The sequence below is a fragment of the Streptomyces sp. NPDC058662 genome (assembly GCF_042716255.1).
GTDB lineage: Bacteria > Actinomycetota > Actinomycetes > Streptomycetales > Streptomycetaceae > Streptomyces.
The window spans coordinates 52,516-79,220 of record NZ_JBHXRU010000006.1; the positions used below are offsets into that span (position 1 = coordinate 52,516).

The 26,705-nt window shown below is 70.3% G+C and carries 29 protein-coding genes; 20 read left to right on the forward strand and 9 right to left on the reverse strand.

The window, feature by feature from the left end; translation table 11 throughout:
- Positions 1-70: 70 nt before the first annotated feature.
- Positions 71-700 (reverse strand): hypothetical protein, encoded by a 630-nt coding sequence (locus ACFWUQ_RS04430; RefSeq protein WP_384532612.1) that lies wholly within the window; start codon positions 698-700, stop codon positions 71-73.
- A 194-nt stretch (positions 701-894) separates the two neighbouring features.
- Here ACFWUQ_RS04430 and ACFWUQ_RS04435 point away from each other — a divergent pair, with 194 nt between their 5' ends.
- Positions 895-1,689 carry a nuclease-related domain-containing protein gene (locus tag ACFWUQ_RS04435; RefSeq protein ID WP_384532615.1) on the forward strand — a complete coding sequence of 265 codons (795 nt, stop codon included), beginning with the start codon at positions 895-897 and terminating at the stop codon, positions 1,687-1,689.
- A gap of 515 nt (positions 1,690-2,204) precedes the next feature.
- Here ACFWUQ_RS04435 and ACFWUQ_RS04440 read toward each other — a convergent pair.
- Positions 2,205-3,404, reverse strand: coding sequence for a Ku protein (locus ACFWUQ_RS04440; RefSeq protein WP_384532618.1), 1,200 nt, complete (start codon positions 3,402-3,404; stop codon positions 2,205-2,207).
- Between the two features lie 31 nt (positions 3,405-3,435).
- Between ACFWUQ_RS04440 and ligD the strand changes: the two genes are divergently transcribed.
- Together ligD and ACFWUQ_RS04450 are read left to right on the forward strand one after the other, a co-directional pair.
- The gene (ligD, locus tag ACFWUQ_RS04445; protein ID WP_384532620.1) at positions 3,436-4,332 is read left to right on the forward strand and encodes a non-homologous end-joining DNA ligase; all 897 of its coding nucleotides are present in this window, start codon (positions 3,436-3,438) and stop codon (positions 4,330-4,332) included.
- Entirely contained in the window at positions 4,332-5,279 is a 948-nt protein-coding gene (locus tag ACFWUQ_RS04450) for an ATP-dependent DNA ligase (RefSeq protein ID WP_384532795.1), read from the forward strand. Before ligD ends, ACFWUQ_RS04450 begins: the two co-directional genes overlap by 1 nt.
- A 51-nt stretch (positions 5,280-5,330) precedes the next feature.
- Here ACFWUQ_RS04450 and ACFWUQ_RS04455 read toward each other — a convergent pair whose 3' ends face one another.
- Complete coding sequence (locus tag ACFWUQ_RS04455) at positions 5,331-5,726, reverse strand: DUF6479 family protein (protein WP_384532623.1); 396 nt, start codon at positions 5,724-5,726, stop codon at positions 5,331-5,333.
- A gap of 109 nt (positions 5,727-5,835) precedes the next feature.
- Between ACFWUQ_RS04455 and ACFWUQ_RS04460 the strand changes: the two genes are divergently transcribed.
- Complete coding sequence (locus ACFWUQ_RS04460; protein ID WP_384532625.1) at positions 5,836-6,159, forward strand: plasmid stabilization protein; 324 nt, start codon at positions 5,836-5,838, stop codon at positions 6,157-6,159.
- Between the two features lie 415 nt (positions 6,160-6,574).
- Here ACFWUQ_RS04460 and ACFWUQ_RS04465 read toward each other — a convergent pair whose 3' ends face one another.
- Complete coding sequence (locus ACFWUQ_RS04465; RefSeq protein WP_384532627.1) at positions 6,575-7,558, reverse strand: XdhC family protein; 984 nt, start codon at positions 7,556-7,558, stop codon at positions 6,575-6,577.
- Positions 7,559-8,533: 975 nt separating this feature from the next.
- Between ACFWUQ_RS04465 and ACFWUQ_RS04470 the strand changes: the two genes are divergently transcribed.
- Positions 8,534-9,601, forward strand: coding sequence for a beta family protein (locus ACFWUQ_RS04470; protein ID WP_384532629.1), 1,068 nt, complete (start codon positions 8,534-8,536; stop codon positions 9,599-9,601).
- Between the two features lie 117 nt (positions 9,602-9,718).
- Here ACFWUQ_RS04470 and ACFWUQ_RS04475 read toward each other — a convergent pair whose 3' ends face one another.
- From ACFWUQ_RS04475 to ACFWUQ_RS04495, 5 genes are all read right to left on the reverse strand, one after another.
- The gene (locus ACFWUQ_RS04475) at positions 9,719-10,330 is read right to left on the reverse strand and encodes a hypothetical protein (RefSeq protein ID WP_384532631.1); all 612 of its coding nucleotides are present in this window, start codon (positions 10,328-10,330) and stop codon (positions 9,719-9,721) included.
- Between the two features lie 176 nt (positions 10,331-10,506).
- Entirely contained in the window at positions 10,507-10,932 is a 426-nt protein-coding gene (locus ACFWUQ_RS04480) for a dCMP deaminase (protein ID WP_384532634.1), read from the reverse strand.
- A gap of 23 nt (positions 10,933-10,955) precedes the next feature.
- Positions 10,956-11,639 (reverse strand): RibD family protein, encoded by a 684-nt coding sequence (locus ACFWUQ_RS04485; protein WP_384532637.1) that lies wholly within the window; start codon positions 11,637-11,639, stop codon positions 10,956-10,958.
- 43 nt (positions 11,640-11,682) lie between these two features.
- A complete protein-coding gene (locus ACFWUQ_RS04490; RefSeq protein WP_384532640.1) occupies positions 11,683-13,101 on the reverse strand; it encodes a helix-turn-helix domain-containing protein in 1,419 nt (472 codons plus the stop codon).
- 234 nt (positions 13,102-13,335) lie between these two features.
- Positions 13,336-13,713, reverse strand: a complete 378-nt coding sequence (locus ACFWUQ_RS04495; protein ID WP_384532642.1) for a winged helix-turn-helix domain-containing protein — start codon at positions 13,711-13,713, stop codon at positions 13,336-13,338.
- Positions 13,714-14,499: 786 nt separating this feature from the next.
- Here ACFWUQ_RS04495 and ACFWUQ_RS04500 point away from each other — a divergent pair.
- From ACFWUQ_RS04500 to ACFWUQ_RS04570, 15 genes are all read left to right on the forward strand, one after another.
- Positions 14,500-14,802 (forward strand): hypothetical protein, encoded by a 303-nt coding sequence (locus ACFWUQ_RS04500; RefSeq protein WP_384532644.1) that lies wholly within the window; start codon positions 14,500-14,502, stop codon positions 14,800-14,802.
- Complete coding sequence (locus ACFWUQ_RS04505; RefSeq protein ID WP_384532647.1) at positions 14,799-15,452, forward strand: GGDEF domain-containing protein; 654 nt, start codon at positions 14,799-14,801, stop codon at positions 15,450-15,452. Before ACFWUQ_RS04500 ends, ACFWUQ_RS04505 begins: the two co-directional genes overlap by 4 nt.
- Entirely contained in the window at positions 15,449-16,327 is an 879-nt protein-coding gene (locus ACFWUQ_RS04510) for a DUF2637 domain-containing protein (protein WP_384532650.1), read from the forward strand. Before ACFWUQ_RS04505 ends, ACFWUQ_RS04510 begins: the two co-directional genes overlap by 4 nt.
- Positions 16,327-16,665 carry an RRQRL motif-containing zinc-binding protein gene (locus ACFWUQ_RS04515; RefSeq protein WP_384532653.1) on the forward strand — a complete coding sequence of 113 codons (339 nt, stop codon included), beginning with the start codon at positions 16,327-16,329 and terminating at the stop codon, positions 16,663-16,665. Before ACFWUQ_RS04510 ends, ACFWUQ_RS04515 begins: the two co-directional genes overlap by 1 nt.
- A gap of 95 nt (positions 16,666-16,760) precedes the next feature.
- Positions 16,761-18,986 carry a cell division protein FtsK gene (locus ACFWUQ_RS04520; RefSeq protein ID WP_384532656.1) on the forward strand — a complete coding sequence of 742 codons (2,226 nt, stop codon included), beginning with the start codon at positions 16,761-16,763 and terminating at the stop codon, positions 18,984-18,986.
- A gap of 140 nt (positions 18,987-19,126) precedes the next feature.
- Positions 19,127-19,378 (forward strand): hypothetical protein, encoded by a 252-nt coding sequence (locus ACFWUQ_RS04525; protein WP_384532659.1) that lies wholly within the window; start codon positions 19,127-19,129, stop codon positions 19,376-19,378.
- Positions 19,379-19,402: 24 nt separating this feature from the next.
- Positions 19,403-19,597 carry a hypothetical protein gene (locus tag ACFWUQ_RS04530; protein WP_384532661.1) on the forward strand — a complete coding sequence of 65 codons (195 nt, stop codon included), beginning with the start codon at positions 19,403-19,405 and terminating at the stop codon, positions 19,595-19,597.
- A 12-nt stretch (positions 19,598-19,609) separates the two neighbouring features.
- A complete protein-coding gene (locus tag ACFWUQ_RS04535; RefSeq protein WP_384532664.1) occupies positions 19,610-20,059 on the forward strand; it encodes a hypothetical protein in 450 nt (149 codons plus the stop codon).
- An 11-nt stretch (positions 20,060-20,070) separates the two neighbouring features.
- Positions 20,071-20,577, forward strand: a complete 507-nt coding sequence (locus ACFWUQ_RS04540) for a hypothetical protein (protein ID WP_384532667.1) — start codon at positions 20,071-20,073, stop codon at positions 20,575-20,577.
- Between the two features lie 84 nt (positions 20,578-20,661).
- The gene (locus ACFWUQ_RS04545) at positions 20,662-21,591 is read left to right on the forward strand and encodes a bifunctional DNA primase/polymerase (protein WP_384532670.1); all 930 of its coding nucleotides are present in this window, start codon (positions 20,662-20,664) and stop codon (positions 21,589-21,591) included.
- The gene (locus ACFWUQ_RS04550) at positions 21,588-23,135 is read left to right on the forward strand and encodes a YfjI family protein (RefSeq protein WP_384532673.1); all 1,548 of its coding nucleotides are present in this window, start codon (positions 21,588-21,590) and stop codon (positions 23,133-23,135) included. Before ACFWUQ_RS04545 ends, ACFWUQ_RS04550 begins: the two co-directional genes overlap by 4 nt.
- Positions 23,136-23,458: 323 nt before the next feature.
- Entirely contained in the window at positions 23,459-23,650 is a 192-nt protein-coding gene (locus ACFWUQ_RS04555; protein WP_384532797.1) for a helix-turn-helix transcriptional regulator, read from the forward strand.
- Positions 23,651-23,703: 53 nt separating this feature from the next.
- Positions 23,704-25,113: a tyrosine-type recombinase/integrase gene (locus tag ACFWUQ_RS04560; protein WP_384532800.1), complete on the forward strand. Its 1,410-nt coding sequence runs from the start codon at positions 23,704-23,706 to the stop codon at positions 25,111-25,113.
- A 32-nt stretch (positions 25,114-25,145) separates the two neighbouring features.
- Positions 25,146-25,796 (forward strand): hypothetical protein, encoded by a 651-nt coding sequence (locus ACFWUQ_RS04565; protein WP_384532675.1) that lies wholly within the window; start codon positions 25,146-25,148, stop codon positions 25,794-25,796.
- Positions 25,797-25,861: 65 nt separating this feature from the next.
- Entirely contained in the window at positions 25,862-26,539 is a 678-nt protein-coding gene (locus tag ACFWUQ_RS04570) for a hypothetical protein (protein ID WP_384532678.1), read from the forward strand.
- Positions 26,540-26,705 lie beyond the last annotated feature (166 nt).

A 26,705-nucleotide genomic window follows, 5' to 3' on the forward strand; every position in this document is an offset into this window, starting at 1 on the left:
GGAGGTACATCCTTTTTGCCCATGGGTTCGCCGTGAGGCCGGTGCCGCCGCCCGGACGGTGCCGGACGCGTCAGCCTTCCGTGCGCCCGCGGCGGAGCATCGCGAAGCCGAGCCCGGCCGCGCCGACGGCGGCGAGGCCGCCGCCCGCGGCGAGCAGCAGGACGCCCTCGCCCGGGCCGTCGGCCAGTGTGTTCAGGCGCGGGACGTCGGCGGGTCGGGTCCCCACGACGGCCCCGCCGCCACCCGGCGGGTTCGGGACGGCGGCGGGGACGGCCCCGCCCGACCGCGTGCCCGTCTTGTACGCGCCCTCCACGACGCCGGGGCCGCCGCCCCGGGCCGGAATCCCGCCGACCCAGGACGTCAGCTGCCCGTCCGCGGAGAGGACGGCGTGCAACGCGCCGGCGGAGCCCGCGCCGGCGGCTCCGTCGCCACTGGTCAGGGTGGCGAGCTTCCGGCCGTCCGCGGCCAGGATGTCGGCCTGGTGGACGTTCCCCGCGATCCGGTAGACCCGCGCGGTGGAGACGCCGTCCGCCAGGGCCACGGTCTTGACCAGGGTCCGCGGCGGGGCCGCGGAGTGCGCGGCCGAGACCGCCGGCACACCCTCGGCCAGAGCCGCGGCGGCGGGCAGCGCCAGCAGACTCCCGGCGCAGGCGGCCACGGCTGCGGCGCGAACGAGAGTGCGGCGGCTGACGGTGCTCACAGGGATCCTTCGGTGGTGGTCAGGCTCTGGCTTCTGGCTTCTCCGGGGGGTGTGACCAACGTAGAGGCCGGCCGTTGCACTGGGACCCCGTTCGTGTAACAGCGACGTCGCAGGGTTCCCGCGGAGTCGTTACACGACCAGGGGATTGCCGCACGGCGTCCCGGCTGCTCCCATGGACGGCGGGGGTGAGGGCGATGCGGGGACTCACAGTGCTGCCGAGCGGCCGTCCCGGCCGCGGAAGGCTGTACGTCAACCTGCCCGACGGCACGGCCGTGGCCTGGTACGACCGGCGGACCAACCGGATCAGCGTCCTGGCGGACGACCACCGGGAGGCGGTCGTCAAGGTCCTGCGGCCCTACCTGAGCGGACCGGTCTCCATCGGCCCGCCACCGGTCCCCACAGCGGCCGACCTGCGCCGCCTGGCCCTCCCGCCCGATGCCGACCTGGCCCCGAACCGGCCGGGCGAGACCCTGCTGGGCGAGCTGGTGCACGGCGCGGCCGGGACGAGGACCCGCCACCGCCTCCGCCAGGAACTGGCCGCCCGGCAGCGGATGGGGGACGCCCTCGACGCCCTGGAGCCGGACGGCTGGCGGACGCTGCACTGCGTACCGCTCCCCGGCCTCGGCCGTGTCGACCACCTGCTCCTCGGCCCCGCCGGGGTCTTCTGCGTCCGTACCGTGCCGGGCCGCCGCCAGCGCGTGGCGGCCGGCGACCTGCTCGTCACGGTCGGCCGTACGGAGCCCCGTGCCGACCCCGGTTGGGTCCGCCGCGCGGCGGCCCGCGCCGCGCGCGCCCTGTCCGTCGAGGTCACACCCGTGCTGGGGGTGGTCGACGCCGCGCGCGTCGAGACCGCCCCGACCCTGCGCGACGTCCGCGTCCTGCGCCCACCCACAGCCGCCGCCGACCTGGCCGCTGCCCCCGCCACCCTCAAACCCTCCGACGTGGAAGCCCTCTTCACCCTCGCCCGCAACACCCAAACCTGGCTCTGACCCCCACCCGGCCCCCTACCCGTCGCCTCCCGTGCCCGCCCGCCCCCGCGGCAGCCACGGCCGGCGCCCCGGGGCCCCGCCCCCGGCTGCGCGCCGGCTCCGCCTCAGCTGCGGCTGCGGCTGCGGCTGCGGCTGCGCCCCGGTCCCGCCCCAGCCCCGGCTGCGGCCCGGTCCTCATGGCGGCCCCTGGTTCAGGTCCCGGCTCGCTCCTCGGCTGCGTTGCGCGCGGTGCGGTGTGGATTGCGGCCCCGCTCCCGGTCCCGCCCCCGGTCCTGGCTGGGGGCCCGGTCTCGGCTACGGCCCGGACCCGTGGCGGCGGCCCGGTCCGGGTCCCGACTCCGTCCCGGATCCGGCTCGGGCCCGACCGAGGAGGTTCCAAAGCGGCGGCCCGGTCCCGGCCGGGTTCGGTGGCGGCCGCGGTCCGGCCCCGCCCGCGGCCCGGACCCGCCTGCGGCCCGGACCCGCCCGGGGCCCGGTGCCGGGCGGGGGAGTCGCGTAGGGCTCGCCGCGAGGCGTCAGGCCGAGGAGCGCTTCCGGGCCGGCGCCGCCGCCTTCTTCGCGGCGGTAGCGGAGGACTTCTTCGCCGACGCCGCGGTCGACTTCGCGGCTCCCGAGGCCCCCGGCTTGGCCGACTTCGTACTACTCCTCGCCGTCTTCGCCGTCGTCTTCGCCGCGGTCTTCGTGGTCTTCCGGGACGTCGCGGCGGACTTGCCCGTCGCCGTGCTCTTCTTCGTCGAGGCCGCCCCCGACGCGGCCTTCCCGGCCGACGAGGCCGTCGACTTCTTGCCGCCCACCGCCTTCGGCGCATTCGCGCTCCCGCGCCCGGCCGCCGCCTTGCGCCGGATCGGCGTGACCTCGGCCGCCCCGCCCGAGCCCGTCCCCGTACCGCCGCCGACCGCGTCGGCATCGGCGTCAGCGTCGGCCCCCGCATCCTCACCCCGGGACTCCTTGGCCGCCCGCACACTCCGCTCCAGCGCCGCCATCAGGTCGATCACCTGCCCGCCCGCCGGCTCCACGACCGCCTCGCTCGGCTCGAACGCCCCGCCCGCCTTCGCCGCGATCATCGACTCCACCGCCTCGCGGTAGTCGTCGTGCAGCGAGGACATCTCCACCTCGCCCAAGGTCGCCATCAGCGCGTCCGCCAGGTCGAGTTCGGCGTCCCGCACCGTCACGTCCGCGTCGGGCGCCACCCCCTCCGGCACCCGGATCTCGTCCGGCCACAGCAGCCCGTGCATCGCGATCACGTCGTCGACGACCCGCAGCATGCCGAGCCGCTCCCGCCCGCGCAGCGCGAACTTGGCGATCGCGACCTTGCGGCTCCGCTTGAGCGCCTCCCGCAGCAGCGTGTACGGCTTCGCCGCCGTCGCCCCGTTCGCGGCGAGGTAGTACGCCGCGTCCATCTGCAGCGGATCGATCTCGTCCGCCGGGACGAACGACATGATCTCGATCGTCCTGGCCGTGGAGATCGGCAGCTGCGCCAGATCCTCGTCAGTGATCGGGATGATCGAGCCGTCGGCCTCCTCGTACCCCTTGCCGATCTCCGCCGCCGACACCTCCTCCCCGTCCGTCTCGCACACCTTGCGGTAGCGGATCCGCCCGCCGTCGGCGAGGTGGATCTGGCGGAAGGAGATCGAATGGCTCTCGGTGGCGTTCACGAGCTTGATCGGAATGCTGACCAGGCCGAAGGAGATCGCCCCGTTCCAAATGGATCGCACGGTTCCTCCTGATTCGTGGCAATCTCATCGTATGACGCCGATCACATTGGTGGAGGGCCGTCGCATCGCGCTCAGCAATCTCGACAAGGTCCTGTACCCCGAGACCGGCTTCACCAAGGGCGAGGTGCTCCACTACTACGCCACCGTCGCGGGCCCTCTCCTCGCCCACATCCACAACCGGCCGGTGTCCTTCCTGCGTTATCCCGACGGCCCGGACGGCCAGCTCTTCTTCACCAAGAATCCGCCCCCCGGCACACCCGCATGGGTGACGACCACCCCCGTGCCCCGCTCCGAGGACCCGTCCGCCGAGCAGCTCGTGGTCGCCGACCTGGCCACCCTCATGTGGTCCGCCAACCTCGTCGTCGAGTTCCACACCCCCCAGTGGACCGCCGGCAGCCCCGCCGTCGCCGACCGGCTCGTCCTCGACCTCGACCCCGGCCCGCCCGCCACCGTCGTCGAATGCCGCGCCGCCGCCCTCTGGCTGCGCGACCGGCTCGCCGCCGACGGCCTGGAGGCCTTCGCCAAGACCTCCGGCTCCAAGGGCCTGCACCTGGCGGTGGCCCTGGAGCCGACCCCGTCCGAGCGGGTGTCGGCGTACGCCAAACAGCTCGCGCAGGAGGCCGAGCGCGACCTCCCCGACCTCGTCGTGCACCGCATGGCCAAGGTCCTGCGGCCCGGCAAGGTCTTCGTCGACCACAGCCAGAACGCCGCCGCCAAGACCACCGCCGCCCCCTACACGCTGCGCGCACGAGCCCGGCCCACGGTGTCCGCGCCCGTCTCCTGGGCCGAGGTCGAGGCCTGCCGGAACCCCGCCGACCTGGTGTTCCTCGCCGACGACATCCCGCCCCGGCTCGCCCTCGACGGCGACCTCCTCGCGCCCCTCACCGACCCCGGCCGCGCCCACCCGCTCCCCGGGCGCAGACCGTGATCCGCGTCGCGCTGGCCACCTCCGTACGCTCGCTCCCGCGCGGGCCCGGGCTCGCGTACGAGCCGAAGTTCGACGGCCACCGGATGGTCGTACTGCGCTCGGCCGCCGACGTCACGCTCCAGGCCCGCTCCGGCCGGATCGTGACCGCCGCCTTCCCGGACCTGGCGGCGGCCGCCCTGCAGCTCCCCGCCGGGACGGTCCTCGACGGGGAGGTGGTCATCTGGCACGCCGGCCGGACCGAGTTCGCCCTCGTGCAGCGCCGGGCGGCGGCGGCCACGGCGGCGCGCGCGGCCGTACTCGCCCAGACCCTGCCGGCCTCGTACGCCGCCTTCGACGTCCTGGAACTGGCAGGCCTCGACCTGCGCGCCCGCCCGTACGAGCGCCGCCGCGCACTCCTCGTGGACCTGCTGATGCCGCTGGGGCCGCCCCTGCAGCCCGTCCCGATGACGACGGATCCGGATCTCGCCGCCACCTGGTACGAGACCCTCCCGGCCAGCGGGATCGAGGGACTGGTCGTCAAGCGACTGGACCAGGCCTACCCGGCCGGGCGCCGCGGCTGGCAGAAGCTGCGCCACACGAACGTGCGGGACGCGGCGGTGGTCGGCTACACCGGGACTCCGCGCCGGCCGCTGGCGCTCGTACTGGTGCTGCCGGTCGGGGACGGGACCCCGCTGGTGTCGAGCCCCCTGTCGGCGGCGCTGCGGGCGGAGGTGGCCGAGGCCGCGGCGGCCCGGAGCGCGGGGGCCGGGGGCTCAGGGGCCGGGGGCTCGGGGGCGGGGGGCTCGGAGGCCGGGGGCTCGGAGACGCCGGGCGGGGCCACCGTCACGGCCATCGGCCTCGGCGAGGTGCCGTTCACGCCGCTGGACCCGCCGCTCACGGCGGAGGTGCGGCACACGTCGGCCCGGCACCCGCCGCCGGAGGTGCTCAGGCTGCGGACAGACCTCTGACCCGCGCTCTCGCGTGAGGCGCGGGTCAGAGGTCTGCCCGGGTGGCGGGGGTCAGCTGTGGGCGCCGCGTCCCGAGTCCGGGGGAGCCCCCGGCTGCGCGTGCGGGGGCGGGCCCTCGGGGTGCCGGTAGCCGGACTCCCGTTCGGCGCGGGACTCCTCCGGATGGCTGGAGGTGGTGGAGCCGAAGTTTCCGTAGCCCTGCATCTCGTGCGGCCTCAGGCCGCTGTCGGGGAACTCCACGTGCTCGCGTTCCTCACGCACCTCGTGGACAGCCCCGCCGGCCGGGAGGTGCGGCTGGCTCTCGGGGGTCGGTGGCGCGGGTTCCTGCGCCCGGATCTTCTTGCCCAGCCAGAATCCGCCGAGCAGAAAGCCCGCCACGATGATTCCGACGACCAGGAACCACGCGATGTCGGTGAGGGTCGAGTCCACACTCAGGATCGGGTCCATGCCCCCATTTTCCCGCACTTTGGCCCGATATGCTCCCCTGCGGCCCGGATACCTTGCGGCATTCGGGGTACGAGGCAGGGCGCACACCCCCACCGAGAGGAGCCCGGTCATGCCCCGCGGATCTTCCCCGAAGCGCGAACGCCAGTACGAGCACATCAAGGAGGGCCTGGAGGAGCGCGGCGAGCCCGCCGAGAAGGCGAAGGAGATCGCGGCCCGGACGGTCAACAAGGAGCGCGCCCGGGCGGGCGAGTCCAAGACCGTGAGCAAGGAGTCGCTGGAGGACATGTCCTCCTCCCGGCGCGGCGGCCTCCACTCCCACACGGGCCCGCAGGGCCCCACGTACGACCAGCTCTACGCGGAGGCCAAGCGCCGCAACGTCCACGGCCGCTCGGACATGGACAAGGCGCAGCTCAAGCGGGCCCTGGGCGACTGACGGGGCGGGGGCCCCGGCCCTCGGCTCCGTTGCGAACCATGGGCGCAGCCGCCGCCGGGGGATACCAGGGGCGGCGGAGCACCATGCGCCGCGCTGATCGCGTCCGCGGCGCAACCTCGTCGTCTGTAACCCTGACCGGGGGCCCGTCGGGGCGCGAGGGTCGGCGATTGGCGGTCACCCGCGCTCCTGCTCCCGGGCGGGCGTGAGCCGGGTCGGCCCCGCCGACGGGCGCTCCGCGCGGAGCGGCCCACACGGCAACCTGCTCTGTCATGCGGAACTCCCCCCCCCCGGCGCTCGCACGCAAGCGATCACCGGAGGGCCCGCCTTCCATCAGCAGAGGTCACAGCCGCAGGGTCGTCGGCCGGGGGTAGACGTCGAGGGCCAGCCCGAACGGCCGCGGCCCCTGAACGGGCCCCTACCCCCTCAGCGGGCCGTCGGAGTCACGCAGTCCCCGGGTCTCTCGACCACCGAGCACGCCGAGGATCTCGGCGCAGATGGCGAGGGCCGTCTCCGCCGGGGTGCGGGCCCCCAGATCCAGCCCGATCGGCCCGTGCACCCGGGCCAACCGCGGCTCGGACACCCTGGCGGCCAGCAGCCCCTCCCGGCGCCGCGCGGTGGTCCGACGCGAGCCGAGGGCCCCCACGTACGGCACCTCCAGGGCCAGCGCCCTGCTGATCGTCGGCACATCGAAGTCCGGGTCGTGGCTGAGCAGCACCAGGCAGGCGGCGTCGCGGTGATCCGTCAGCACCTTCTCGGCGTCGGCGGCCGTTTCCACGAGCTCCGCTCCCCAGCCCAGCAGTTCGGCCTGGCGGGCGATGACGCCGGCCAGTTCACCGCCCCCGCCGATGACCACGTACGGCGCCGACGGGTACGCCTCGACGAGCACCAGCCCGGCCTCCCCGTACAGCGCGTCCCGCCCGGGCCGCCGGGTCCCCAGCAGCTCGCCCGCCCGCCGCCCCGCGTCGTCGCGCGGCGCGTCGACGGCCCGCACCACATGGCTCACGGCCTGATCGGCGGCCTCGTTCAGACGGGTCACCAACGCCACCCCGACCCCCTGTTCGAGCAAGTCCCACCACTCGGCGGGCACCGCGCCCAGCGGCTGGATCAGCACCTCCGCCTGCCCGCCGCAGGTCAACCGCGCCTCGACGGCCTCGCCCGCCCCCACCGCGACCTCGCACACCCGGGCCGTCTCCCCGGCCCCCATACTCCCGGCCTCGGCGACGAGTTCGGCGTCGAAGACCCCCCGGTACAGGTTCCCGACACACTCCCCCCGTGCGTCGACGAGCAGAGCCCCGGCCGGATCCCGCGGCCCGAACCCCTGCTCGGTCACGGGCCGGGCCAGGAACCCGGCCCGCCCCTCGGCCACCCAACGCCGTGCCGTCTCCACCAGCTCACGCATGCGTGCCGCCCATCCCTATGCGCGCCCATACCCGCAAAGCACCAGGTCAACAGCACCCTGCGGCCTCACCAACCACCCTACGCACGCCCCCCGCCCCACCCCACCCCCCAAAACCCACAGACCACCCCCACTCCCCTCGTACAGACCACCGGACCCCCACCCCCGAACCGCCGGAAACGGCGAGGACGCCCAGGTCGGCAACGTCCAGGTCGGCCCCGCAGACACCGGGCGGCAGAACAGCCGTCGCGCCCAATCCAACCGAGGAGCGTGCTTACCGCAGAACTGCTCGACCGCACGAAATGGGGGGTTTTCCCTCCACGGTTCCGCGACGCAGTGGCCATCGCTGTCGAGCTCTACCGACGCGCGGGTAGGTGGGCGGCGAAAGCCGTAGGTTAGGGACGGGCTACCGGGCTGGCGGGCCTGGCCTCACATGTGGGCATCGTTGTGAACGACCCAGCCAGCACCGGCCCGCGGCACCGGCCTCGTCCGCGGCGCCCCCCCGCACAGACGTCCCGCCCGCCAACTGCGCCGCCGCCCCCGCCTACGCACCGAGCGTCCCTTTGTCGCCTGCGAAGGCCGCAGGGGCTGTCACACGCTGCGCGGCCTGGCAATACGGCTGCGCATACGCGAAGACCCCGTCCTCAGCGTTTCTGCTGGTGGCGGGGTCTTGTGACACTTACACAGTAAGTGCCCCCGGCAGGATTCGAACCTGCGCACACGGCTCCGGAGGGCATGATCAGGAGCTGTCCGATTGTGCTGTCTACCTGCATAAACGCCAGCCATCCCCGTGCCTGCTGGCCTTCGCACACGCCCCTCACACGAACTGCCCCCTCAGCCCGCGGTAGCCGTGCATCCCGCGAGCCATCCCACTTGGGTGAGAATCAGCCTTTTGGCTCATTTGTGTCTCTATCTGAGATGGCGGGTTCTCGTCACACTCTGATTGGAGTGAGCGAGACATCCATTGGCTGGTGCTGAGTGCGCTGGGGGAAGCCGTTGGCATACGTTCCGATACTCAAGGGCAAGGCGGGGGAGTTTTCGGCCCTCGCACACGTCACGCCGACGGTTCGCTCGTGTATTCGCCCCGTCATGGAGCTGGTCCCCAACCCAGACGTGTGGGATGTACTGGAGACCTTCTGCGACCGGGCCATGAATGCAGTGCCGAACGGCGCTGTCCTGACTGTGGACAGCGGTGCCCTGCCAACGGCACGAGTCCTTGAGGGCGAGGCTGGTGGCCCTATGGCCCGCCTCAGTGAGTCTCTCGGCCTCCGTGGCGTGGCGATGTGCCCGGTCGTCCGGTACACGGATTCGCGAGACGTCCTGGCTGAGGCTTCACAGGCGATCGCCTTACATCGGAGTGGCGTTTGCCTACGTGTGTCCGTTGCCGCGGACACACCGGAGTTCCTTCCTGATCACGGACAGATCCGGTGGCTGCTTCGGGTGCTTCACTTGGATCCGGAAGAGGTCGACCTCCTCATTGACGCAGGGCCGGTGGATTCCAGCGTCGTAAGAGATGGCTTGGCCGACCGTGCGTTGGCCGCGCTCACGGCACTCTCTCCATGGCGCTGGCGGCGTGAGTGTGTTGCTGCCGGAGCGTTCCCTGCCAACCTGACGGGGTTTCCGAGGGGGCGGGCGACGCCAGTAGCCAGACGTGACGCGCAGCTCTGGCGGCGTGTCTTGAGTGGATGCCGTGGGAGGTCGCCAGACTTCGGAGATTTCGGTGTGACGCATCCCCGGATGCCGGAGAAGTCCCGTGGAACGCCGCACCCCAACATGCGCTACACGACACCGGACGACTGGCAGGTCTTCGTCTACCCGCGAATCCGCTCCGGCAATGATGACTTCTTCACACTGAGCGCTGACCTGGTCGCGTCCTCGTACTGGCCTGCGACAGGGGCGCGAACTTCATGGGGCGACGCACGTCTAAACGAGTGCGCCATGCGGCAGAGGTCTAAAGCCGGTGGTGGTACGGAGTGGCGGGCGTGGGCAACCTCGCATCACCTAGCAGTGGTTACGTCCAGTCTCAACACGCTGGGGCACCCATGAGGTCTGTGAAGACAGCGGTCCCCCTGGTGGGGGACCGCTTCGTCCCGAAGTAACTGGAGTGGGGGCCTGCTCCTGGGTCGACGACCCTCGTGCTCTATAGCCCACGAGTTGGGTATGTCAGTCAGAATCGCTCTGAGCCGACGAGGTACTCGATTCGGTGTGGTCTTGCTGATTGTTACTCCGGGCTATCTCCAGCTCGATGCAGTGATTCCGATGGACCTCAAAGGCGCGCCAGTTGTCGGCGTTTTGCGCGTCGATGGCAACCTGCGCCCTCCGGAGCTTTCGCAGCCTCCAGGGGAGCGAGAAGCGCGTGCGCCAGGGATGCCAGGTAAACGCCTGCAACTGGGCCTCAACAGCCATTGCGAGGTCTCCGCGATCCCGAGCCAATTGATACCAAGACGGTGGAAAAGCGTTGGAATCGTCCAGTATTTGCGCGAAACTATTGATCTGATATAGATCGCGCCGGAATTGCTGATGAAGCGCGACGAGCGATCGCGGTGCCCCCGCGGTCAAGGCCATGATTTCCAGGTCCGCGATGTGATTGTGAAAGTCTTGAAGCTCAGCACGCATGTTCCTGAGCATCGTGCCAGCCCGAAATACCTGGTGCAGAGCCTTCCGCAGGTCGGCCCTGGCCGTCCGACGGTCCCTCCCTTGGCTGAATGCGGTGGTGGCGATTGAGCCAACGATCCCGCCAGCTGTGGTGTAGATCAGTGCGATGAGTGTCGACACGAATCCCCGTTTCGATCCAGTCTGGGCCACCTTGATGGGTGGTCAGTCATGTTGCTCACGTGTTGGTGTTCGCGCAAGATGCCCCCCGCGCGGTCATTCCGGGAGCGGGATCGGGTGAAGAACTGGAGCGTGCAGGGCACAGCCCCAACCGGACAGTCGGACAGCTGGGACACGATTCACGCAAGTAGGTGGGTGTTCACTGCGCGTGCTCGGCTTGCCAGGTCGTCGAGTTCGATGACCTCGATGCCCTCGGCGCGGAGAGACTCCACCCCGATGCAGTCGGCCACCAGGAGGCTCGGCTCTCGCCAGGCGATCACCACACGGCGGATGGGCGAGCGGAGGATCAGCTGGGTGCAGGTGAGGGGGCGGGACCTGCGCTCCGAGCAGGGTTCCAGCGTGCTGTAGAGCGTGGCGCCCGCCAGGCGGGGGTCGTCCGCGGGGAGCTTGGCCAGGGCTGATTCTTCGGCGTGGACGTGGGCGTCCGTCTCGCGGGAGTAGCCGTGGGCCAGTTCCTCACCGTCTGCGCCCACGATGATGGCGCCGACAGAGAAGGCTCCTTCTGCCGGCGGGCACTTACGGGAGAGCTCGATGGCCCTCTCCATCCAGGTCACATCGTCGGCGTGCGTCACGCGGAGCCCTCCTGCTTGGGCAGGTAGCGGAGTAGGACCACGTCGCCGATGGTGCTGGCCTCGGCGAGGTGCATTCGGCGGGTGGAGCCGCCGGGGTACGCGGCGGGGTTCAGGAAGCGGGGGGCGCCCGGGTCGCCGACGACCAGGGGGGCGATGGCGAGATGGATCTCGTCCGCCAGGCCCTGGGAGAGGAAAGCCGTGTGGATCTGTCCGCCGCCCTCCACCATCAGCCGCTCTATGCCGCGGGCTCCGAGGTCGTCCAGCAGGGCACCGAAGTCGATGGCCGGGCCCGTGGAGACCACGCCCGCCAGGCCGGCAAGCCGCTCGCGGAGCTTCTCCTCGCCGGCGTCCGTCGTGTAGGCGAGCTTCTCTCCGCCGTGGTGCCAGAACTTCAGGTCGGCGTCCAAGTCTCCGCTCCCGGAGATGGTGACCTTGAGTGGGTAGGCGGGCTTTCCTGCGGCCACCCGTGCCGCGCGCCGCTCCTCGCTGTTCACCAGCAGCCGAGGGTTGTCGGATCGCATCGTGCCGGCGCCGATCAGGATGGCGTCGGATTCGGCACGCACCTGGTCGACACGGTCGAAGTCCTCGCTGTTGCTCAGCAGGAGGCGTGAGGTGCTGGTGTCGTCGATGTAGCCGTCCACGGATGTGGCCACGCTCAGCAGGACGTACGGGCGGGGCATTCGGAGTCTCCTTCTGTTGCTGGTCAGTGTGGAGGGAGCCTGTTCAGGTCTGGCGCAGTACTGCCTCGGTCAGAGCATCCTTGAAGTCGCTCACGCCAGGGACCGTACGCCACTGATCAAGTTCTCCATCGAGCTGGGCCAGCTCGCGCGTGATGCGGTCGGACCCGGTGTCCTTCGCAACGGCAAGGGCCTGAAGTCCGATGGAGGCTGCCTGCTCGGCCTCGCCCGCGCGGGCCAGGGAAACAGCCTCCCGCCCCAGGTAGACCCCGCGGTCGCGGTGGTAGCCGGCGGGCAGTCGACTGATGGCATTCCGGAAACCTGCAGCCGCTCCGCGGTGGTCCCCGAGAGCAGCGAGGCTGTGTGCCCGCTGCACGTCGATGTACGCGCCATCGAGCCAGACCCCCCAGGACGAGCTGGGATCCGGGTCCATGCTGGCGTGCAGCTCCCGCGCGTGCTCGTACGCCCGCTGGGCCATGAGCTGGTCATTCCGCAGCGCGTGACCGTGGGCCCCGTACGTAGCCGCCACTGCGGCCAGGCGGCTCCTCGGCGCGGCTCGGTCCTCCGCGGCTTCGGCGACGTCCACCGCCTCGATCGGGTCGTTCATGTCGCCGGCGAGCTGGCTGCGGCGCGCCAGGATGTACGTGGTCAGTTCGTCGTCGCCCGCCATGTGGGAGGCCTCCAGAGCCTCACGCATCCAGTGTTGGGCGGCACGGAAGTCCCCGAGGTCCTGATAGAGCCAGCCGCACAGCTCGGAGTACTGGGTCTGTAGCTGGAGCAGCTGTCGGCGATCGGTTCCGCGGCGATCCGCGCGCAGTTCCTTGATGGCGGCGATCTGCTGCTGGACCGTCGGTATCACCCGATGGGGACCGAACAGGTTGTCGTTGTCGATCAGCACGCGTCGGGTTGCTTGGAGAAGCTCGATCGGGTCGGCCCCGGAGGCGATGAGATCGGATCGCGGGGCAGGAATCGCTGCCGATGAGAGGTCGGAGGTTGCAGCGATGGCGGCACCAGCGCCAAGTGCACCGATCAGAGCCCTTCGGGATAGGGACACGAAGATGATCCTTCCGTCATCGGAACGTACGGGGACGGACATCCCCTCCTCCGACGGTGCATGAATCTCTGGTTCCTCAGCCAGGGCCACAAGGTCGTTGGCCACATGGGGCCCTCGATTAGCCACATCCCCCTGGGGGAGGGCGTCAAGACTGACCCCTTCGAGGATCGATGCGTGGAGCCGGACGAGCGAGCCGCTCGCGCCGAGGGCATCGTCGTATGCCCGGACCAGATCGGCGGATGCGGCCTGGCCGCCGCGCTCAACGCGGGCCATGTAGCTGGTGTTGAACAGGATCGATCGGCTGAGCTTGCCCAGCGATAAGCCCCGCTGTGTGCGCCAGGCGCGCATCTCGGCGCCGAGGTAGTGCTGAGGGCTTGCATGCGGTGTCAGGTCATTCGGTCGCTGCCCCACTCATCCCCCCTCATGCGGCCTATGTGGCCACCCTCCGGCGGCCACATGGCAGATCTGTCGGTCAGTCAACTACCCGGTCTACAAAGGATGCAGAGGGCGGGGCGACAGCCTAGCGACGCAGGTCGGAGCCCTCCATTCGATCCGAACGAAGGGGGCAGGATTGTGACAACGGCAGGCGGTCGTGAACCCATCACCCATCGCAGCGCTGACGGCCGGGGCGGTGCGGGCCGGGGGCTACTTCCCCTCCAGCTCCACAACCCGCTCCCGCAGCTCGGTGACCTCACCCTGGAGCCGAGCGACCTGCTCGCGAAGTTCCGCGATTGCCGTCTCGGGGCTAGCGAGCTTGGCGGCCTCGGAGGCCTCGGCGGTCAGGAACGCGCCCTTGCCTTGATGGCTTACGGCGAGACCGTCCGCCTTGAGCTGGCGGATGGCGTCGCGAGCCACGGTCACCGTGACGCCGTACGTCGCCTGGAGGTCTGCCAGGGACGGCAGCTTGCGGGACTCCGCGAATTCGCCGGCCGCAATCCTCCGCCGCAGCTGCTCCGCCACCTGCTGGTAGGCGGGCTTGCCGGTCCACTCGACCATCTGCACCTCATGTCTGTTCGCTGTCACTGCCTCAGTGTGCCCAAGCGGCACAGAGAGAGCTAGCACTCGCCCTGCTCTTGCGCAGAGAAGGGCTTGCGCAACTCTGCCTCACAGTGCACTCTGAGGCAGAGTTGAGCTTCGCCGGGAGCCCAGCGCGATCGGCCGCAACTGCCATGTCGGCAGGCGCGATCGAGCCCGGATTTGCCATGCCCGGAGGGCCCTCGAAAGGGGCCTGAAGGAAGCACTCGTTCCTTGAGAACTCAACAGCGTGCCAAGTGAGACGAGACGGGGCGTGATCCCCGTCCCCATGGCGACGGGATGTCGTCGGCGGCCACTTCTTCCGCGTGCTGGCTCTGGAGAACACCCCTCGGGGTGCCACCCGGCACGCGCCGCCCTGCTGGCGTCAGAGCAGTGACGATGACGCACCCGATCCTCAGGCTCGGGGCCGGCGTGCCGTGGCAACGGTGCGCCGGCGAAGCCTCGCCCCCTCCGACCTGGAGGCCGCTGTGTTGCTTCGACATACGAGGGCGCTGGCCGTACTGGACCGGTACGGCCAGCCGTGTCCCTTGCGTCACCGCTGAATCGCCGCGCGAGGCGTCCCAGGCTTCACGTCCGGTACCGCCCGCGAGGCCCTCACACCCTCCCGCAGTTCCCAACGCTGCGGCCGGTTGCCTCCCCCGCCCGTCCGGCGCCTTCGCGCTGAACGGGCGGGGCCGAAGGGAGCCGCGAAGTAAGGGCTTCACCCCCGGGGCTGGTCGCCTCTCGCCAAAGACCGCGACCGCCTCGGCATCCCTTCGACTTCAGGAGAGCGCGATGCGTACGTTCATCGGCGGCCAGGAGGCCGTCAGCGTCAACGAGTTCATCGAACTGGCCCTCGGCACCCCGCTGGAGCTCTGGGTCGGGGTGGAAGGGGAGAACGAGGAGGAGCGCGCGGCCCGCCTGGACGCGGCCCGCGACATCCTCTCCGAGTACCCCGACCTGCCCGACGACGTGAGCCGGGTCGCCGCCCAGGTGATCGAGGCCAACGCGCCGGAGCTGTTCAACATCGCCCCGCTGGTGCGGCGGCCCGCCGGCCGTCGCCCGGCGTACAAGGGCGGCAAGGGGGCTGCGGCATGAGCCACACACTGACAGCCCTGTCCGCTGCCCTGCCGCTCGCGGCCGGATGGTCCCTGCACAGCCTGCGCCTGCGGCGCCGGATCGAGGCCGCCCGACGCGACCCGCTGACCGGGCTGCTGACCCGGGACGGTTTCACCGAGCTGGCCCGGCGCCGGCTGGCACACAAGCCGAGGGCGGTCTGCCTGATCGACCTCAACAAGTTCAAGCAGGTCAACGACACCTACGGCCACGCCGCCGGGGACGCGGTCATCCGCGCTGCTGGCGAGCGACTGAGCGAATGGGCCGTCGACCACTCGGCCGTCGTGGGCCGCTTGGGCGGCGATGAGTTCGCTGCTGTGGCTCCTGCCTACAGCCAGGATCAGCTCGCCGAGACCCTCAATTGCCTGGCCTCTGAGCTGGAACGCCCGGTAGAAGCCGGGGGGCACTTGCTGACGGTCAGCGCTTCGATCGGTGCGGTCTGCTTCAACCCGTGTGCCGGCCAGCCGGACTTCTCCGAGCTGCTGCGCGCGGCGGACGAGCAGATGTACCGGGCGAAGCGCCAAGGAGCCCCTTGGTTGACCGCTCAGAGCCTCACTTCGGAACGGGCGACGGTCAACGGCCGCCGCGCCGGCCGCCGGGGAGCGGCGAGCGGGACGGGGGCGGCGGCATGAACCGCGGCGCAAAGACCCTCCTGGTCGCAGCTCTGGTCGGCGTCGTCGGGATGGCCTTCCGGGTGTCGTGGAACGCGCTGCGGGATGTCGCGCGCTCCATCGGCGCGGATGCCACCGCGGCCACGCTGTACCCGTTCGTCGTGGACGGCCTCATGGCGCTGGCCCTGGTCGCCACACTGGTCCTCACCGACGACGCCCGCCGCTTCGCCCTGCGGGTGCTCGCCGGATACACGCTCGCCTCGCTGGTCCTGAACTACGTGCACGGGTTGGTTCCGGCGCTGCACTCGGAGTCGGTGGACTGGAGCAGGCTGGCTGACTGGGATCCGGCGAACTGGGCCCTCGTGCTGCTGGCCACATCCCTGCCAGTCGGGTCCATCTACTTCGGCTCGGACCTGGTGGCCAAGGTGCTCCACCACCGCCCGGAGCCGCCGGACGTTGACCCGTACGAGGAGTGTGCGGGCCACCCCGCACGGCACCCGCACACCCTGGACTCGGTCGAGCTCGACCGCCCGCACACTCAAGCTCCGCTCGCCCCCACTCTGCCCGTTCCGGGGGAGCACACGCAGCTCACCGCCCGTGCGGCAGCGGTGCGGGACGGAAGCCCTCACACCCCGCACGCCGTTCCCGCGCGGCCCGCGTCCACGGACGAGGAGGAGGCACGCCAGGCCGCGTACGAGGAGGCGGAGCTGGAGCGGATGCGGCAGGACGCGCGCCGCACGTACGCCGAGTCCGTACAGGCCGCACGCCCACTCTCCGCGCGTGCACTGGGGGAGGCGTACGGCATGAGCGAGTCCTGGGGCCGCAAGCAGATCCTCGCCGCCCGCGACGAAGCCGACCGCCCCCACCTGACCGCCGTTCCCTCCGGGACCGGCTGATGGGAACCCTGCCCGTCTATCCGTGGCGCCTCGCCCCGGACGGACTGGCCACCCGTCGACAGCTCCGCGCCGCGGGCCTCCGCCCCGGCGGCCAGGACGTGGTCGCCCAACTGGAGCGGCCCCGCTACCGGCGTGGCCCGCTGATCGCCTTCCTGTACCGCATCGAGCTGGCCCTCCCGGTCCGGCCGATGACCCAGGCCAAAGCCGCCGCGCTCGCCAAGGCGAATACCGCCCGCCGGACCTGCCCTACCTGCCGCCACGACGCCGGATACGTCATCCCGGCCTCGCTCGGCATGTGCGTGCCCTGCGCCTACCCCGAAGAACAGCGCGCTGCCTGACCTGCACGGATCACGTCGTACGGGGCCCGGACGGTCGGCCGTCCAAAGCGCCGTCCGGGCCCCATCTCTCAACTCCACAGAGGAGCAGACCCATCGTGTCTGAGATCCACGTCATCGAGCAGCCGGACGAAGAGCCGGACAGCAAGCAGAACTCTTTGGGGTCGGCATCGGTCCTGCCGTTCCCCGCCAAGAAGGACAAGACCGAGCCGCTCGCTCCGGGCGAGGCCAGGCCGGGGGAGTGGGAGGCCGAACTCCCCGACGACGCCCCCGACGACGCTGGGACCGTCGCCGAGGGAGACCCGGTGGACCCGCCCAAGCACGCGTTCCCGCCCTCGATCGCCGAGGTCATCGAAGCCAAGGACAAGGCCCGCAGGCCGGTCCTCCCGGACTGGCTGACCAGCGCCAAGCAGCGCGCCGCCGTCGCCAGGTGGGCGGCAGGCCACTACGGCCAGACCACCGCGTACCACCTGGTGCGGACCCCGGTCTACTCGGCGAAGCTGCTGGCCTACGCCCCGCGCGGCTGCTTCCGCTGGATCGGCGCGACCGGCCGCTGGGTCTCCGACGCCGAGGGACTCCCGGTCCGCCTGGCCGCCGTCCGTACGGAGGACGCGGGCGAGTACCTCAAGCTCTCCCGGCAGCGGGACGCACGGGTGAAGCTGCGCGGCATCATCGCCACCCTGGCCAGCGTGATCGGCCTCGGCGCGGCCCTCGCCATGTGGGTCCTGGCCCCGGCCTGGCTGCTGACGCTGGCCCTGATCGCCCTCACCGGAGCACTCGGGTGGGCGGGTACGCCGGCGGACAGGCCGCTGATCGACGCGGCCCAGGTGAAGTTCCGCCACCGCAAGCTCACCTCGGACATCGTCACCCGCGCCTTCCTCGCCGCCGGCCTCACCAAGCCGGACCAGGGCATCGCCTTCCCGCAGCCCATCCGGCAGGACGGCGACGGCTGGCGCGTCGTGGTCGACCTGCCGTACGGCAAGACGTTCTCCGACGCGGTCAAGAAGCGCGACGCGCTCGCCTCGGGCATCGACGTGGCCGAGACGCAGGTGTTCCTGGACCGCGATACGACCAGCTCACGCCGGGTTTCCATGTGGGTGGCCAACCGCGACCCGCTCGCCGTCCCGACCGGCCGCACCCCGCTGCTCGGCGCGGACCGCGTGGACTTCTGGAAGCCGTTCCCGTGGGGCCGTGACGAACGCGGCATCGAGGTCGAGATCAGCATGCTCTGGCTCTCGCTCCTCGTCGGCGCCGTTCCGCGGCAGGGCAAGACGTTCTCCGCCCGCACCATCGCGCTCGCCGCGGCCCTGGACCCGTACGTCCGCCTGTACGTGTTCGACGGCAAGGCTTCCCCGGACTGGCGGAAATTCTCGATGGTCGCCCACCGGGTCGGCTTCGGCACCGTCCCGCAGAGCGGGGTGGACCCGGTCATGCACCTGGTCAACTCGCTCCAGGAGCTCAAGGCCGACGTGGAGGACCGCTACCACCGGCTCTCCGAACTCCCGCTGCACGTCTGCCCGGAGGGCAAGCTCACCCCGGCCATCTCGCGCGACAAGAAGTACGACATGCCGCTCGTGCTGTTCGTTGTGGACGAGGTGCAGGAGTACCTGATGCACCCCGTCCACGGGAAGACCATCCTTGACCTGCTGGTCTTCCTCGCCCGCGTCGCCCCCGCGGTGGGCGTCTCGGTCATGACCGCGACGCAGAAGCCCGACGACACCGCCTGCCCGTCCGTGCTCCGCGACCAGCACCAGGCCCGGTTTGCCCTGCGCGTCGGCGCCTACCAGGTGTCGGAGACCATCCTCGGCGCCGGATCGTACGGCGAAGGCCTGGACGCCTCCCGGCTCCTGAAGTCCCACAAGGGAGTCGGCCTGCTCAAGGGCATGTCCGACGACGCCGGGATCGTCCGCACCTACCTCGCCGACGGCCGCGACGCGGAGACCATCCTCACCCGCGCTCAGGCCCTCCGCCAGGCGGAGGGCACGCTCTCCGGCGACGCCGCCGGAGAGGCGCCGGCCGACGCCGCGCTCGCCACGATCCTGGACGACATCGCCGCCGTCATCGGCAAGGGCGAGACCAAGATCTGGTCCGAAACCATCGTGGACCGGCTCGCCGACCACCGCCCCGAGGTCTACGGGCCATGGGCCGAGATGGACCCCAAGCCCAAGGCCGAACAGCTCACCGCAGCGCTCAAGCCGTACGGCATCGGCACCGACCAGATCGGCCGCCGCATCGACGGCAAGACCGTCAACAAGCGCGGCATCGAACGCGCCCACATCGCCAAGGCGATTACAGAGCGCAACAAGAAGCGGGACGCGGGCTAGCCCCCAGGGGTCGCTATTGCTAGCAGCAGACGTCGCTAGCGCTAGCGACCCCGCTAGCGGCCCGCATCCCACCTGATCAGGCCGCTAGCAGATAGCGGCCCACCTGCGGAAACCGCCGAGTCCCGCCCTGGAGGCCTCTTGTGACCCTCTTCCTGCTCGCTAGCGTCCTCACCCTGCTGTTCACGCTCGGTTACGCGGGCCTGTGCGCTGCCTCGCCGTTCGGCCGCTGCCGCAAGTGCAACGGGCTGGGCTTCGCCCTCACCCACGACCGCAAGGGCAAGCCCAAGCGCGGCAAGCACTGCCGACGCTGCGACGGCCACGGCATCCGCATCCGCGTCGGCCGCCACCTCTACAACCTGTGGGCCCGTACCTACCGCAACGGCACCCGCTGAACCCCCCCACCGACTGGAGTCGCCATGACGTTCACCATCTCCGCCGTCCTGCTCTTCGGCGCCGGATCGTTCTTCGTCCTCAAGTCCAAGTCCGCCGGAGTCGGAGCCGCGATGGTCCTGTTCCCCTTCGGCTTCTTCACCGCCGGGACCGGCGCCTACGAGCCCATCACCAACCTCGTGAAGTCCGCCGCTGCCGCCGTGACCGACATCGCGGAGTAAGGAGACACCGCCGTGAACCACCACGACCCCGCCCGCTGGGAGACCACCGAGACCCACCACCCGGTCCCCATCGCGCCCGCCCCGCTGGCCGTCTACCACCCGCACGCCGTCCCGGACATCCAGACCATCCAGCTCCCCGACGGCCGCATCATCACCGGCTACGCCATCGCCCCCACCAAGACCCCCGAGCCCGTCCCGGAACGGCCGGCCATCAACCCGCTCGCCGTCAACATCGCCCTCGGCGGCATCGGGTTCGCCGCAGCCTGCGGCGGGCTGATGCTCCTGACCACCTTCATCGCCGCCGCCGCCGCGCTCATCCAGCAGCTCGTCATCCTGGCCGCCGTCATCTTCGGCGGCTTCATCGCCACCCAGATCCTCGGCACCAACAACGGCCGCGGCAAGGGCGAGACGGTCGTCAACATCCGCCGGGCCGTCTTCAAGCGCAACAACTTCCGAGGATGAAGGAGCCAGCCATGTTCGAGATCCGCGTCATCTGCAGCCCGACCGAGGCATCCGAGATCACCAAGGCCCTGTCCGAGACGTTTACGACCGGCCCGGTCCGCCGACACCCCACCCGCGACGGCGAGCGCGTCCGCCTGTACGTCAGCGCCGAACAGCAGCCGAGCCACTGGCCCACACCCGAGGCCGCCTACGCCGCCGCACCGAGCGTCATCAGCGAGATCGGATGGACCGCCCGAGGAGTCCGAGACTGCCTGCATGGCGTCCACGTCCGTGAGTTCTGGCTCCGCAAGGCCGCGCTCCTGGACCGGATCGCCCTCACCGATGACGACCCCGTGAGCGGAGATGCCGCCACCCTCGCTGTCGAAGCGGCCCGGCGCCTCATGGACATCGACCAGACCGCCGGCCTCGGCCCCAGCGGCTACGCCGACGGCCCGTACACCCCGAACCACCCGGACAGCATCTGCGAGCCCCGCGGCTACGTCCGCCAGGAGTACGCCCTCTGGAGCCGGCACCACTAGCTGTGCCCGGGGCGGTCGCCTCTCGCCAAAGACCGCGACCGCCCCGGTCCTCCGTCCCTTCGACAGAAACAGGAGATCCTCAGCATGACATCAACCCCTGCCCCGGCGCTGCTGTGCGCCGCCCTGGCCGCCGCCGAGCGCGGCTGGCCCGTCTTCCCGCTCCGCCCCGGAGACAAGCGGCCCGCCGGACACCCCGAGCGCAACTGCCCCGGCACCGGCCGCTGCACGGACGGCCACCGGACCCCCGAACAGCGCGCCACCCTCGACTCCGGGCAGATCACTGCCTGCTGGCAGGCGGCTCCGTACAACGTGGGCATCGCCACCGGCCCCGCTGGCCTCCTGGTGGTGGACCTCGACATCCCCAAGGACGACGACGGCGCCCCACCCGCAGAATGGGCGGGGGCGACCGATGGCCTGGACGTGTTCGCGATGCTCTGCGAGCGCGCGGGTGAGCGGCTGCCGACCGAGACGTTCACCGTGCGCACCCGCCGTGGCGGACAGCACCTGTACTTCACCGCCCCCGCCGAAAAGCAGCTACGTGGGAGCGCAGGGCGCCTGGGCTGGAAGCTCGACACGCGAGCCTGGGGCGGGTACGTGGTCGCGGCCGGCAGCACCGTCGGCACCGGGGCGTACGAGATCATTCACGACGCGCCCCCGGCCCCCCTCCCCACGTGGCTCGGTGACCTGCTCACCCCACCGCCCGCACCCGCCCCGGTCCCTGTGGCGGTTCTCCGCTCCCGGATCGGGAAGGCGGACCGGTACGCGACGGCCGCCCTGAAAGGCGAGGTCGGCAAGGTCGCGGCTGCTGCCTCCGGCACGCAGAACACGACGCTCTACAACGCGGCCTACGCCCTGGGCCGCCTCATCGCCGCCGGGGCCCTCACTGAACACGAGGTCACCGCCGCGCTCACCGAAGCGGCCCTGCTGAAGGGACTCGCACCGTCCCGCATCGCGGCTAGCATCCGCGACGGCATCCACCGCAGCGCCCGCAACACCACGGGAGACGCGGCATGACCGCACAGCCCGCAGAGGGCGACCTGTGGGCGGGACTGGACGCGAGCAGTGAACCCGGGCCCGCGGAGGCAGAGTGGGAGGAACCGATCCCGCTCAGCGGGCGCCGCGAGCTTCCCGTCTTTCCCGCGCACGTCTTCCCGGCCTGGCTCGGCCAGTTCGTGAAGGCCGTGGCCGAGGAGACACAGACGCCCATCGACCTGGCCGGGTCCATCGCCCTGTCGGTGCTCGCGGCAGCGGTCGGCGGGCGGTCGGTCGTCCACGTGCGCGGGAGCTGGCGTGAGCCCACCAACCTGTACGTGGTGTGCGCGCTGCCCCCGGCCAACCGCAAGTCCGCGGTCTTCGCGCTGCTGACCGATCCGCTGTACGAGGCGGAGAAGAAGCTCCAGACGACGATGGCCCCGGCCATCGTGGAAGCGGCGATGACCGCCCGGCTGGCCAAGGAGGCGGCAGACAACGCCGCCGCCAAGGCCGTGAAGGCCGACGGCGGGAAACGCGAAGAGCTGATCGCCGAGGCGATCGGGCTGGCGCAGACTGCCGAATCGGTGGCCGTGCCGGTGGAACCGCTGCTGCTGGCCGACGACTCCACCTCCGAGACGGTCACCTCGCTCATCGCGGAGCAGGGCGGCAGGCTCGCCGTGATGTCGGCCGAGGGCGGGATCTTCGACATCATCGCCGGGCGCTACTCCGGGGCACCCAACATGGAGGTCTTCCTCAAGGGCCACGCCGGGGACCGGCTCCGGGTCAACCGGCAGACCCGCCGCGAGTACATCGACCACCCGGCCCTGACCATCGGGCTGGCCGTCCAGCCGGACGTGCTCAGGGACATCGCCAAGGTCAAGGGCTTCGACGGGCGCGGCCTGCTCGCCCGCTTCCTGTACTCCATGCCTCGCTCCCTGGTCGGCGAGCGCGCGGTCATCACCGACCCGATCCCCGAGGACATCGCCGCCGTCTACGAGAGCAACGTCCTGGCACTCACGCTCTGGCTGGCCGAGTGGACCGACCCGGCTGTCATCCAGCTCAGCCCCGAAGCGGACAAGGCACTGATCAGCTACCAGCAGCGGGTGGAGCCGCAGCTCGCGGCCCGAGGCGGCGCGCTGGGCCACATCGCGAACTGGGCGGGGAAGCTCGCGGGTGCCGTGGCCCGCATGGCCGCCCTGCTGCACCTGGCCGAGCACCTGGAGGGTGGGCACACCAAGCCGGTCGCCGAGGCCACCATGCACGCGGCGATCACCTTGGGGGAGTACTTCACTGCCCACGCCCTCGGAGTCTTTGACGTCATGGGGGCCGACCCCACCGTGGGCCGCGCTCGCGCAGTGCTGGAGGCGGTACGGGCAGGCGGCTGGGAGGACGTCAGTCGTCGGGACCTGTTCACCAAGCTGTCCCGCTCGGAGTTCGCCAACATCGCCGACCTCGAACCCGCGACCGCGCTGCTGGAAGAGCACGGCTACCTCCGGGCCTACCAGCCCGAGCGCACTGGAGCCCGTGGCCGGCCACCGGCGCCGCGCTACCGCGTGCACCCCGCCCTTCGGGCGAGCGAGGTGTGATGCCGCTCGCCGCCCTCACCCCGCCCGCACAAACCGCACAAACGCAGAAGTCACTGATTGCTGCCTCTGACCTGCGGAAATGGCACACCGCCGCGCCTGGCAGGGGTTCACCGCACAAACCGCAGGTAATTCCGCAAAAATCCTGTGCCCCTGATAAGCCCAGCCGGTCCGCTGAATATTGTGGAGTTTCGCGGATTTCTGCGAAGGCGCCCACCGCGCAAACCCGCACCGCGGACATGCAGGTCACGCCGGGCGGGCGGCTTTCTGCGGTTTGTGCGGCACTCATCGTCGTCTTTCATCCACCGCAGCGCCCTGGAGGAGCCGTGGCTGTACCGCGTGACGAGATGTTGACCATTCCCCAGGTCATTGAAGAGATCGGCGTGCCGCGAGCCACGTTCTACCGCTGGCGGCAGCTCAGGAAGGGCCCCAAGGCCATCAAGCTCCCGAACGGGGCGGTGCGGATCCGGCGCTCTGAACTGGAGCGCTGGATTGGAACGCTGGAGGAAGCTGCGTGAGCAACAGCAAGACCAAGCAGGTACCGGGCCCGCGCAATGGCGCGGGCCCGGTACTGCCGGCCGAACTCACCCTGACCACAGATGTGCGGATTTGGAAGATCACCAAGATTTCCAGCAAGTCCGCCCCGTACCAACTGCGCTGGGTCGTAGCCGGGAAAGTTCGTCACGCCACCTTCGCCACGGTCGCGCTCGCCGAGAGCCGCCGCTCGGAGCTGTGGAAGGCCATGACCAAGGGCCAGCTGTTCGACGTGGACTCCGGTCTCCCTGAATCCGAACTCCGCGCGGCTGCCGCCAAGGAGAACGTCAGGCCGGACCCCAGTTGGTGGGACTTCAGCCGCGAGTACATGGCGGTCCGGTGGAAGACGGCCGCGGCGAAGACCCGGGAGGGACTGGCCGACAGCCTCGCCACCGTGGCCATCGCCATGATGGGCGACGGCGCCAAAGCTCCGACCCCGGAGGAGGTGCGGCTCGCCGTGCGCTGGGGAGTCGTACCCGCCCACGCGGGCGAGGAGCCCCCGCCAGAACTCGTTGCTTCCTGTCTGTGGCTCTCGAACCACTCCCGGCCTCTCTCGGACCTTGCGGATCCACGGGTGCTCCGGGACGTCCAGTACAGGCTCTCTTTCAAGCTGGATGACACTCCAGCGGCCGGGGAGACCTACAAGCGGCGCCGACGCGGCTTCAACACGGCCATGGAATACGCGATCGAGTTGGGCTACCTGGACGCGAACCCGCTCGCCGGGGTGAAACGGGCGGGGCCCAAGGGCGGAGACCAGGTGGACCCCCGGGTCCTGGTCAATGCCGTGCAGGGGCGGGAGCTCCTCACCGCCGTCTCCTATGTCGGCTCCGTCCACCGGAACCGCGGCCGGAGGCTGGTCGCGTTCTTCGGCTGCCAGCTCTACGCGGCGATGCGGCCGGCGGAAGCGGTCGGGCTGCGGGAGCAGGACTGCTTCCTGCCCGAGACCGGCTGGGGCACGCTCACGCTGCGGGAGACGCTGCCTGTCTCCGGCAAGAAGTGGACGGACTCGGGGAAACGCCACGACAAGCGGGGGCTCAAGTCGCGCGAGGCCAAGGCCGACCGGCCGGTGCCCATCCCGCCGCTCCTGGTGGCGATGCTCCGCGACCACGTCGAGGAGTTCGGCATGGCCGGGGACGGCAGGCTCTTCGCCAACGAGCGTGGGGGAGTGCTCGGCACCTCCAGCTACTGGAGGGTCTGGCAGGAGGCGAGACTTCTGGCGCTCCCTCCGGACAGGGCAGCCGCGCCGCTGGCCCGCCGCCCGTACGACCTGCGGCACACCTGCATCACCAACTGGCTGAACGCAGGCGTGCCCGTCGCCGAGGTGGCCCGCCGCGCCGGCAACTCCCCGGAGGTCATTCACCGGCGGTACGAGGGATGCATCGATGGCCATGAGGAGCTGAACAACGCGAAGATCGCGAAGGCGATGGGGTGGGGGGAACCCCAGTGAGCGCGAGGAAACACCAGCACTAGTCTGCGCTCATGCGACAAGTGACAAGATCCTTAGGTCTGTTCGCGCTGCTCATCGTCATAGCCGGGTGCGGTGGCAAGCAGACGACCACCACGACGGGTGAAGTCACCACGACGATCGTGCAGGACAGCCAATGGGTCACTGCCGCGATCTCGGCCGGCGCCGTTCTCATCAGCTCGACCGCAGCGGCCTGGATCACTCACTACTTCACTGGACGGACCGAGAGGAGGAGGCAGCAGCACGCCGACGGCCTGGAGGCCGCGAAGCGCGTTCACGAGGCCAAGCTGGCCCACGAGCAGCGCATTCGGGAGCAGGTGATCGCTACCTCTACGACGATCTCGAAGATGCTCCAGGACTTCCGGGCGAAGATCGGTGAGGCGACGGAAGCGCCGGAGACCTTGGCTGCCATAGGCCTCTACGACGAGTGCTTCGCGATAGTCCGGAGGCATCACGATGACGCCCTGCCAGTCATTGAGGTCATGCCGGACGCTGAACTCCGGGAGAAGGCCAACGCTGTCTTCGTCGCCTACGGGGACTGGGCGGGGGGCACGGCCGAAGCCCTCGCGAACCTGACGCGGCGCCCGGATGCCATCGGGCTCGATGGAACTCGCGAGGGCTACTACGAGCGCGCGCGAGCAGTGATCAATGAGGTGGCTGTCTGACTTCCACTAACCACATGGAGTAACACAGAGAGCTGCGGACCCGGGTTCGAGACCAAGGTAAGAACATGGTCAACAGCGACGACGGGGCAGCGACGTCCCAGAGGAGTCATTCCGACGCTGTGCACAAGTGGGTCGCTACAGTCGCCGGTGTAGCTGCTTTGGCTTTTTCGCTTTACAACTTCACTGAACTTCAAAAGAAGCCAGAGATTGAGTTGGCGCTTCCTCATCTCATGCGTATTGGGATGATGGGCAAGGATGCCCACTTCTATGTTCAACCGACCGTTTCCACCAGAGTCAAGACTCAGGATGTTGAGGTGATTCGTGACGCGCGTTTCGAACTGACACCCGCTGCGTCCGTTGCCTATTCGAAGAGGCCGATTTTTTACTGGAAAGAGGTCGGCGTATGGAACTTCGACCCAGCTTCCGAATGGCTTTCGTACAGATGGTCTGGCGACCCTGCCCCGTTCCTCGTTAGCCAGGACAAACCTCAGCAGCCGATCTTCTTGTTTCAGGCCGACAACTGGAGCTTCGAGCCTGGTCGATATGAGGGCTCGCTGCAGTTGAGCCGGGCGGGTACCCGTAATCCGCTGATCAAGACTTTCTGCATTCTCCTCTCAAAGAAAGCTGCCGACGAAATCCGCGGCGGCGCCGGTGAAGGGGGTATCTACTTCTTCCGCAACGATCTGCCCAAGTTTGCCTCTTCCGGTAAGAATTTGGGCTGCTACGTAAGGGAGACGGACTAAGGAACTGATCAAGGCTCTGGCGGGGCGACGGCGGCGAGGTGCGTTTCGAGGATGGGGCTGACTGGTGGTACCGCCCCATGGGGGCAGGTATCGGGTGCAGGGCCCGGCACCCGTGGCGAGGGATGTGAGGCCGTAAGGCCGGCGGCGACGGGGGCTGGTAGCTGAA

What these genes read in the sequence shown, in the direction of transcription:
- ACFWUQ_RS04435 (WP_384532615.1), top strand. Translation starts at nt 895, where the DNA reads ATGCGGGGACTCACAGTGCTGCCGAGCGGCCGTCCCGGCCGCGGAAGG.
- ligD (WP_384532620.1), top strand. Translation starts at nt 3,436, where the DNA reads ATGACGCCGATCACATTGGTGGAGGGCCGTCGCATCGCGCTCAGCAAT.
- ACFWUQ_RS04455 (WP_384532623.1), bottom strand. Translation starts at nt 5,726, where the DNA reads ATGGACCCGATCCTGAGTGTGGACTCGACCCTCACCGACATCGCGTGG.
- ACFWUQ_RS04460 (WP_384532625.1), top strand. Translation starts at nt 5,836, where the DNA reads ATGCCCCGCGGATCTTCCCCGAAGCGCGAACGCCAGTACGAGCACATC.
- ACFWUQ_RS04465 (WP_384532627.1), bottom strand. Translation starts at nt 7,558, where the DNA reads ATGCGTGAGCTGGTGGAGACGGCACGGCGTTGGGTGGCCGAGGGGCGG.
- ACFWUQ_RS04480 (WP_384532634.1), bottom strand. Translation starts at nt 10,932, where the DNA reads ATGGAGAGGGCCATCGAGCTCTCCCGTAAGTGCCCGCCGGCAGAAGGA.
- ACFWUQ_RS04485 (WP_384532637.1), bottom strand. Translation starts at nt 11,639, where the DNA reads ATGCCCCGCCCGTACGTCCTGCTGAGCGTGGCCACATCCGTGGACGGC.
- ACFWUQ_RS04500 (WP_384532644.1), top strand. Translation starts at nt 14,500, where the DNA reads ATGCGTACGTTCATCGGCGGCCAGGAGGCCGTCAGCGTCAACGAGTTC.
- ACFWUQ_RS04505 (WP_384532647.1), top strand. Translation starts at nt 14,799, where the DNA reads ATGAGCCACACACTGACAGCCCTGTCCGCTGCCCTGCCGCTCGCGGCC.
- ACFWUQ_RS04510 (WP_384532650.1), top strand. Translation starts at nt 15,449, where the DNA reads ATGAACCGCGGCGCAAAGACCCTCCTGGTCGCAGCTCTGGTCGGCGTC.
- ACFWUQ_RS04515 (WP_384532653.1), top strand. Translation starts at nt 16,327, where the DNA reads ATGGGAACCCTGCCCGTCTATCCGTGGCGCCTCGCCCCGGACGGACTG.
- ACFWUQ_RS04530 (WP_384532661.1), top strand. Translation starts at nt 19,403, where the DNA reads ATGACGTTCACCATCTCCGCCGTCCTGCTCTTCGGCGCCGGATCGTTC.
- ACFWUQ_RS04540 (WP_384532667.1), top strand. Translation starts at nt 20,071, where the DNA reads ATGTTCGAGATCCGCGTCATCTGCAGCCCGACCGAGGCATCCGAGATC.
- ACFWUQ_RS04545 (WP_384532670.1), top strand. Translation starts at nt 20,662, where the DNA reads ATGACATCAACCCCTGCCCCGGCGCTGCTGTGCGCCGCCCTGGCCGCC.
- ACFWUQ_RS04550 (WP_384532673.1), top strand. Translation starts at nt 21,588, where the DNA reads ATGACCGCACAGCCCGCAGAGGGCGACCTGTGGGCGGGACTGGACGCG.
- ACFWUQ_RS04565 (WP_384532675.1), top strand. Translation starts at nt 25,146, where the DNA reads ATGCGACAAGTGACAAGATCCTTAGGTCTGTTCGCGCTGCTCATCGTC.
- ACFWUQ_RS04570 (WP_384532678.1), top strand. Translation starts at nt 25,862, where the DNA reads ATGGTCAACAGCGACGACGGGGCAGCGACGTCCCAGAGGAGTCATTCC.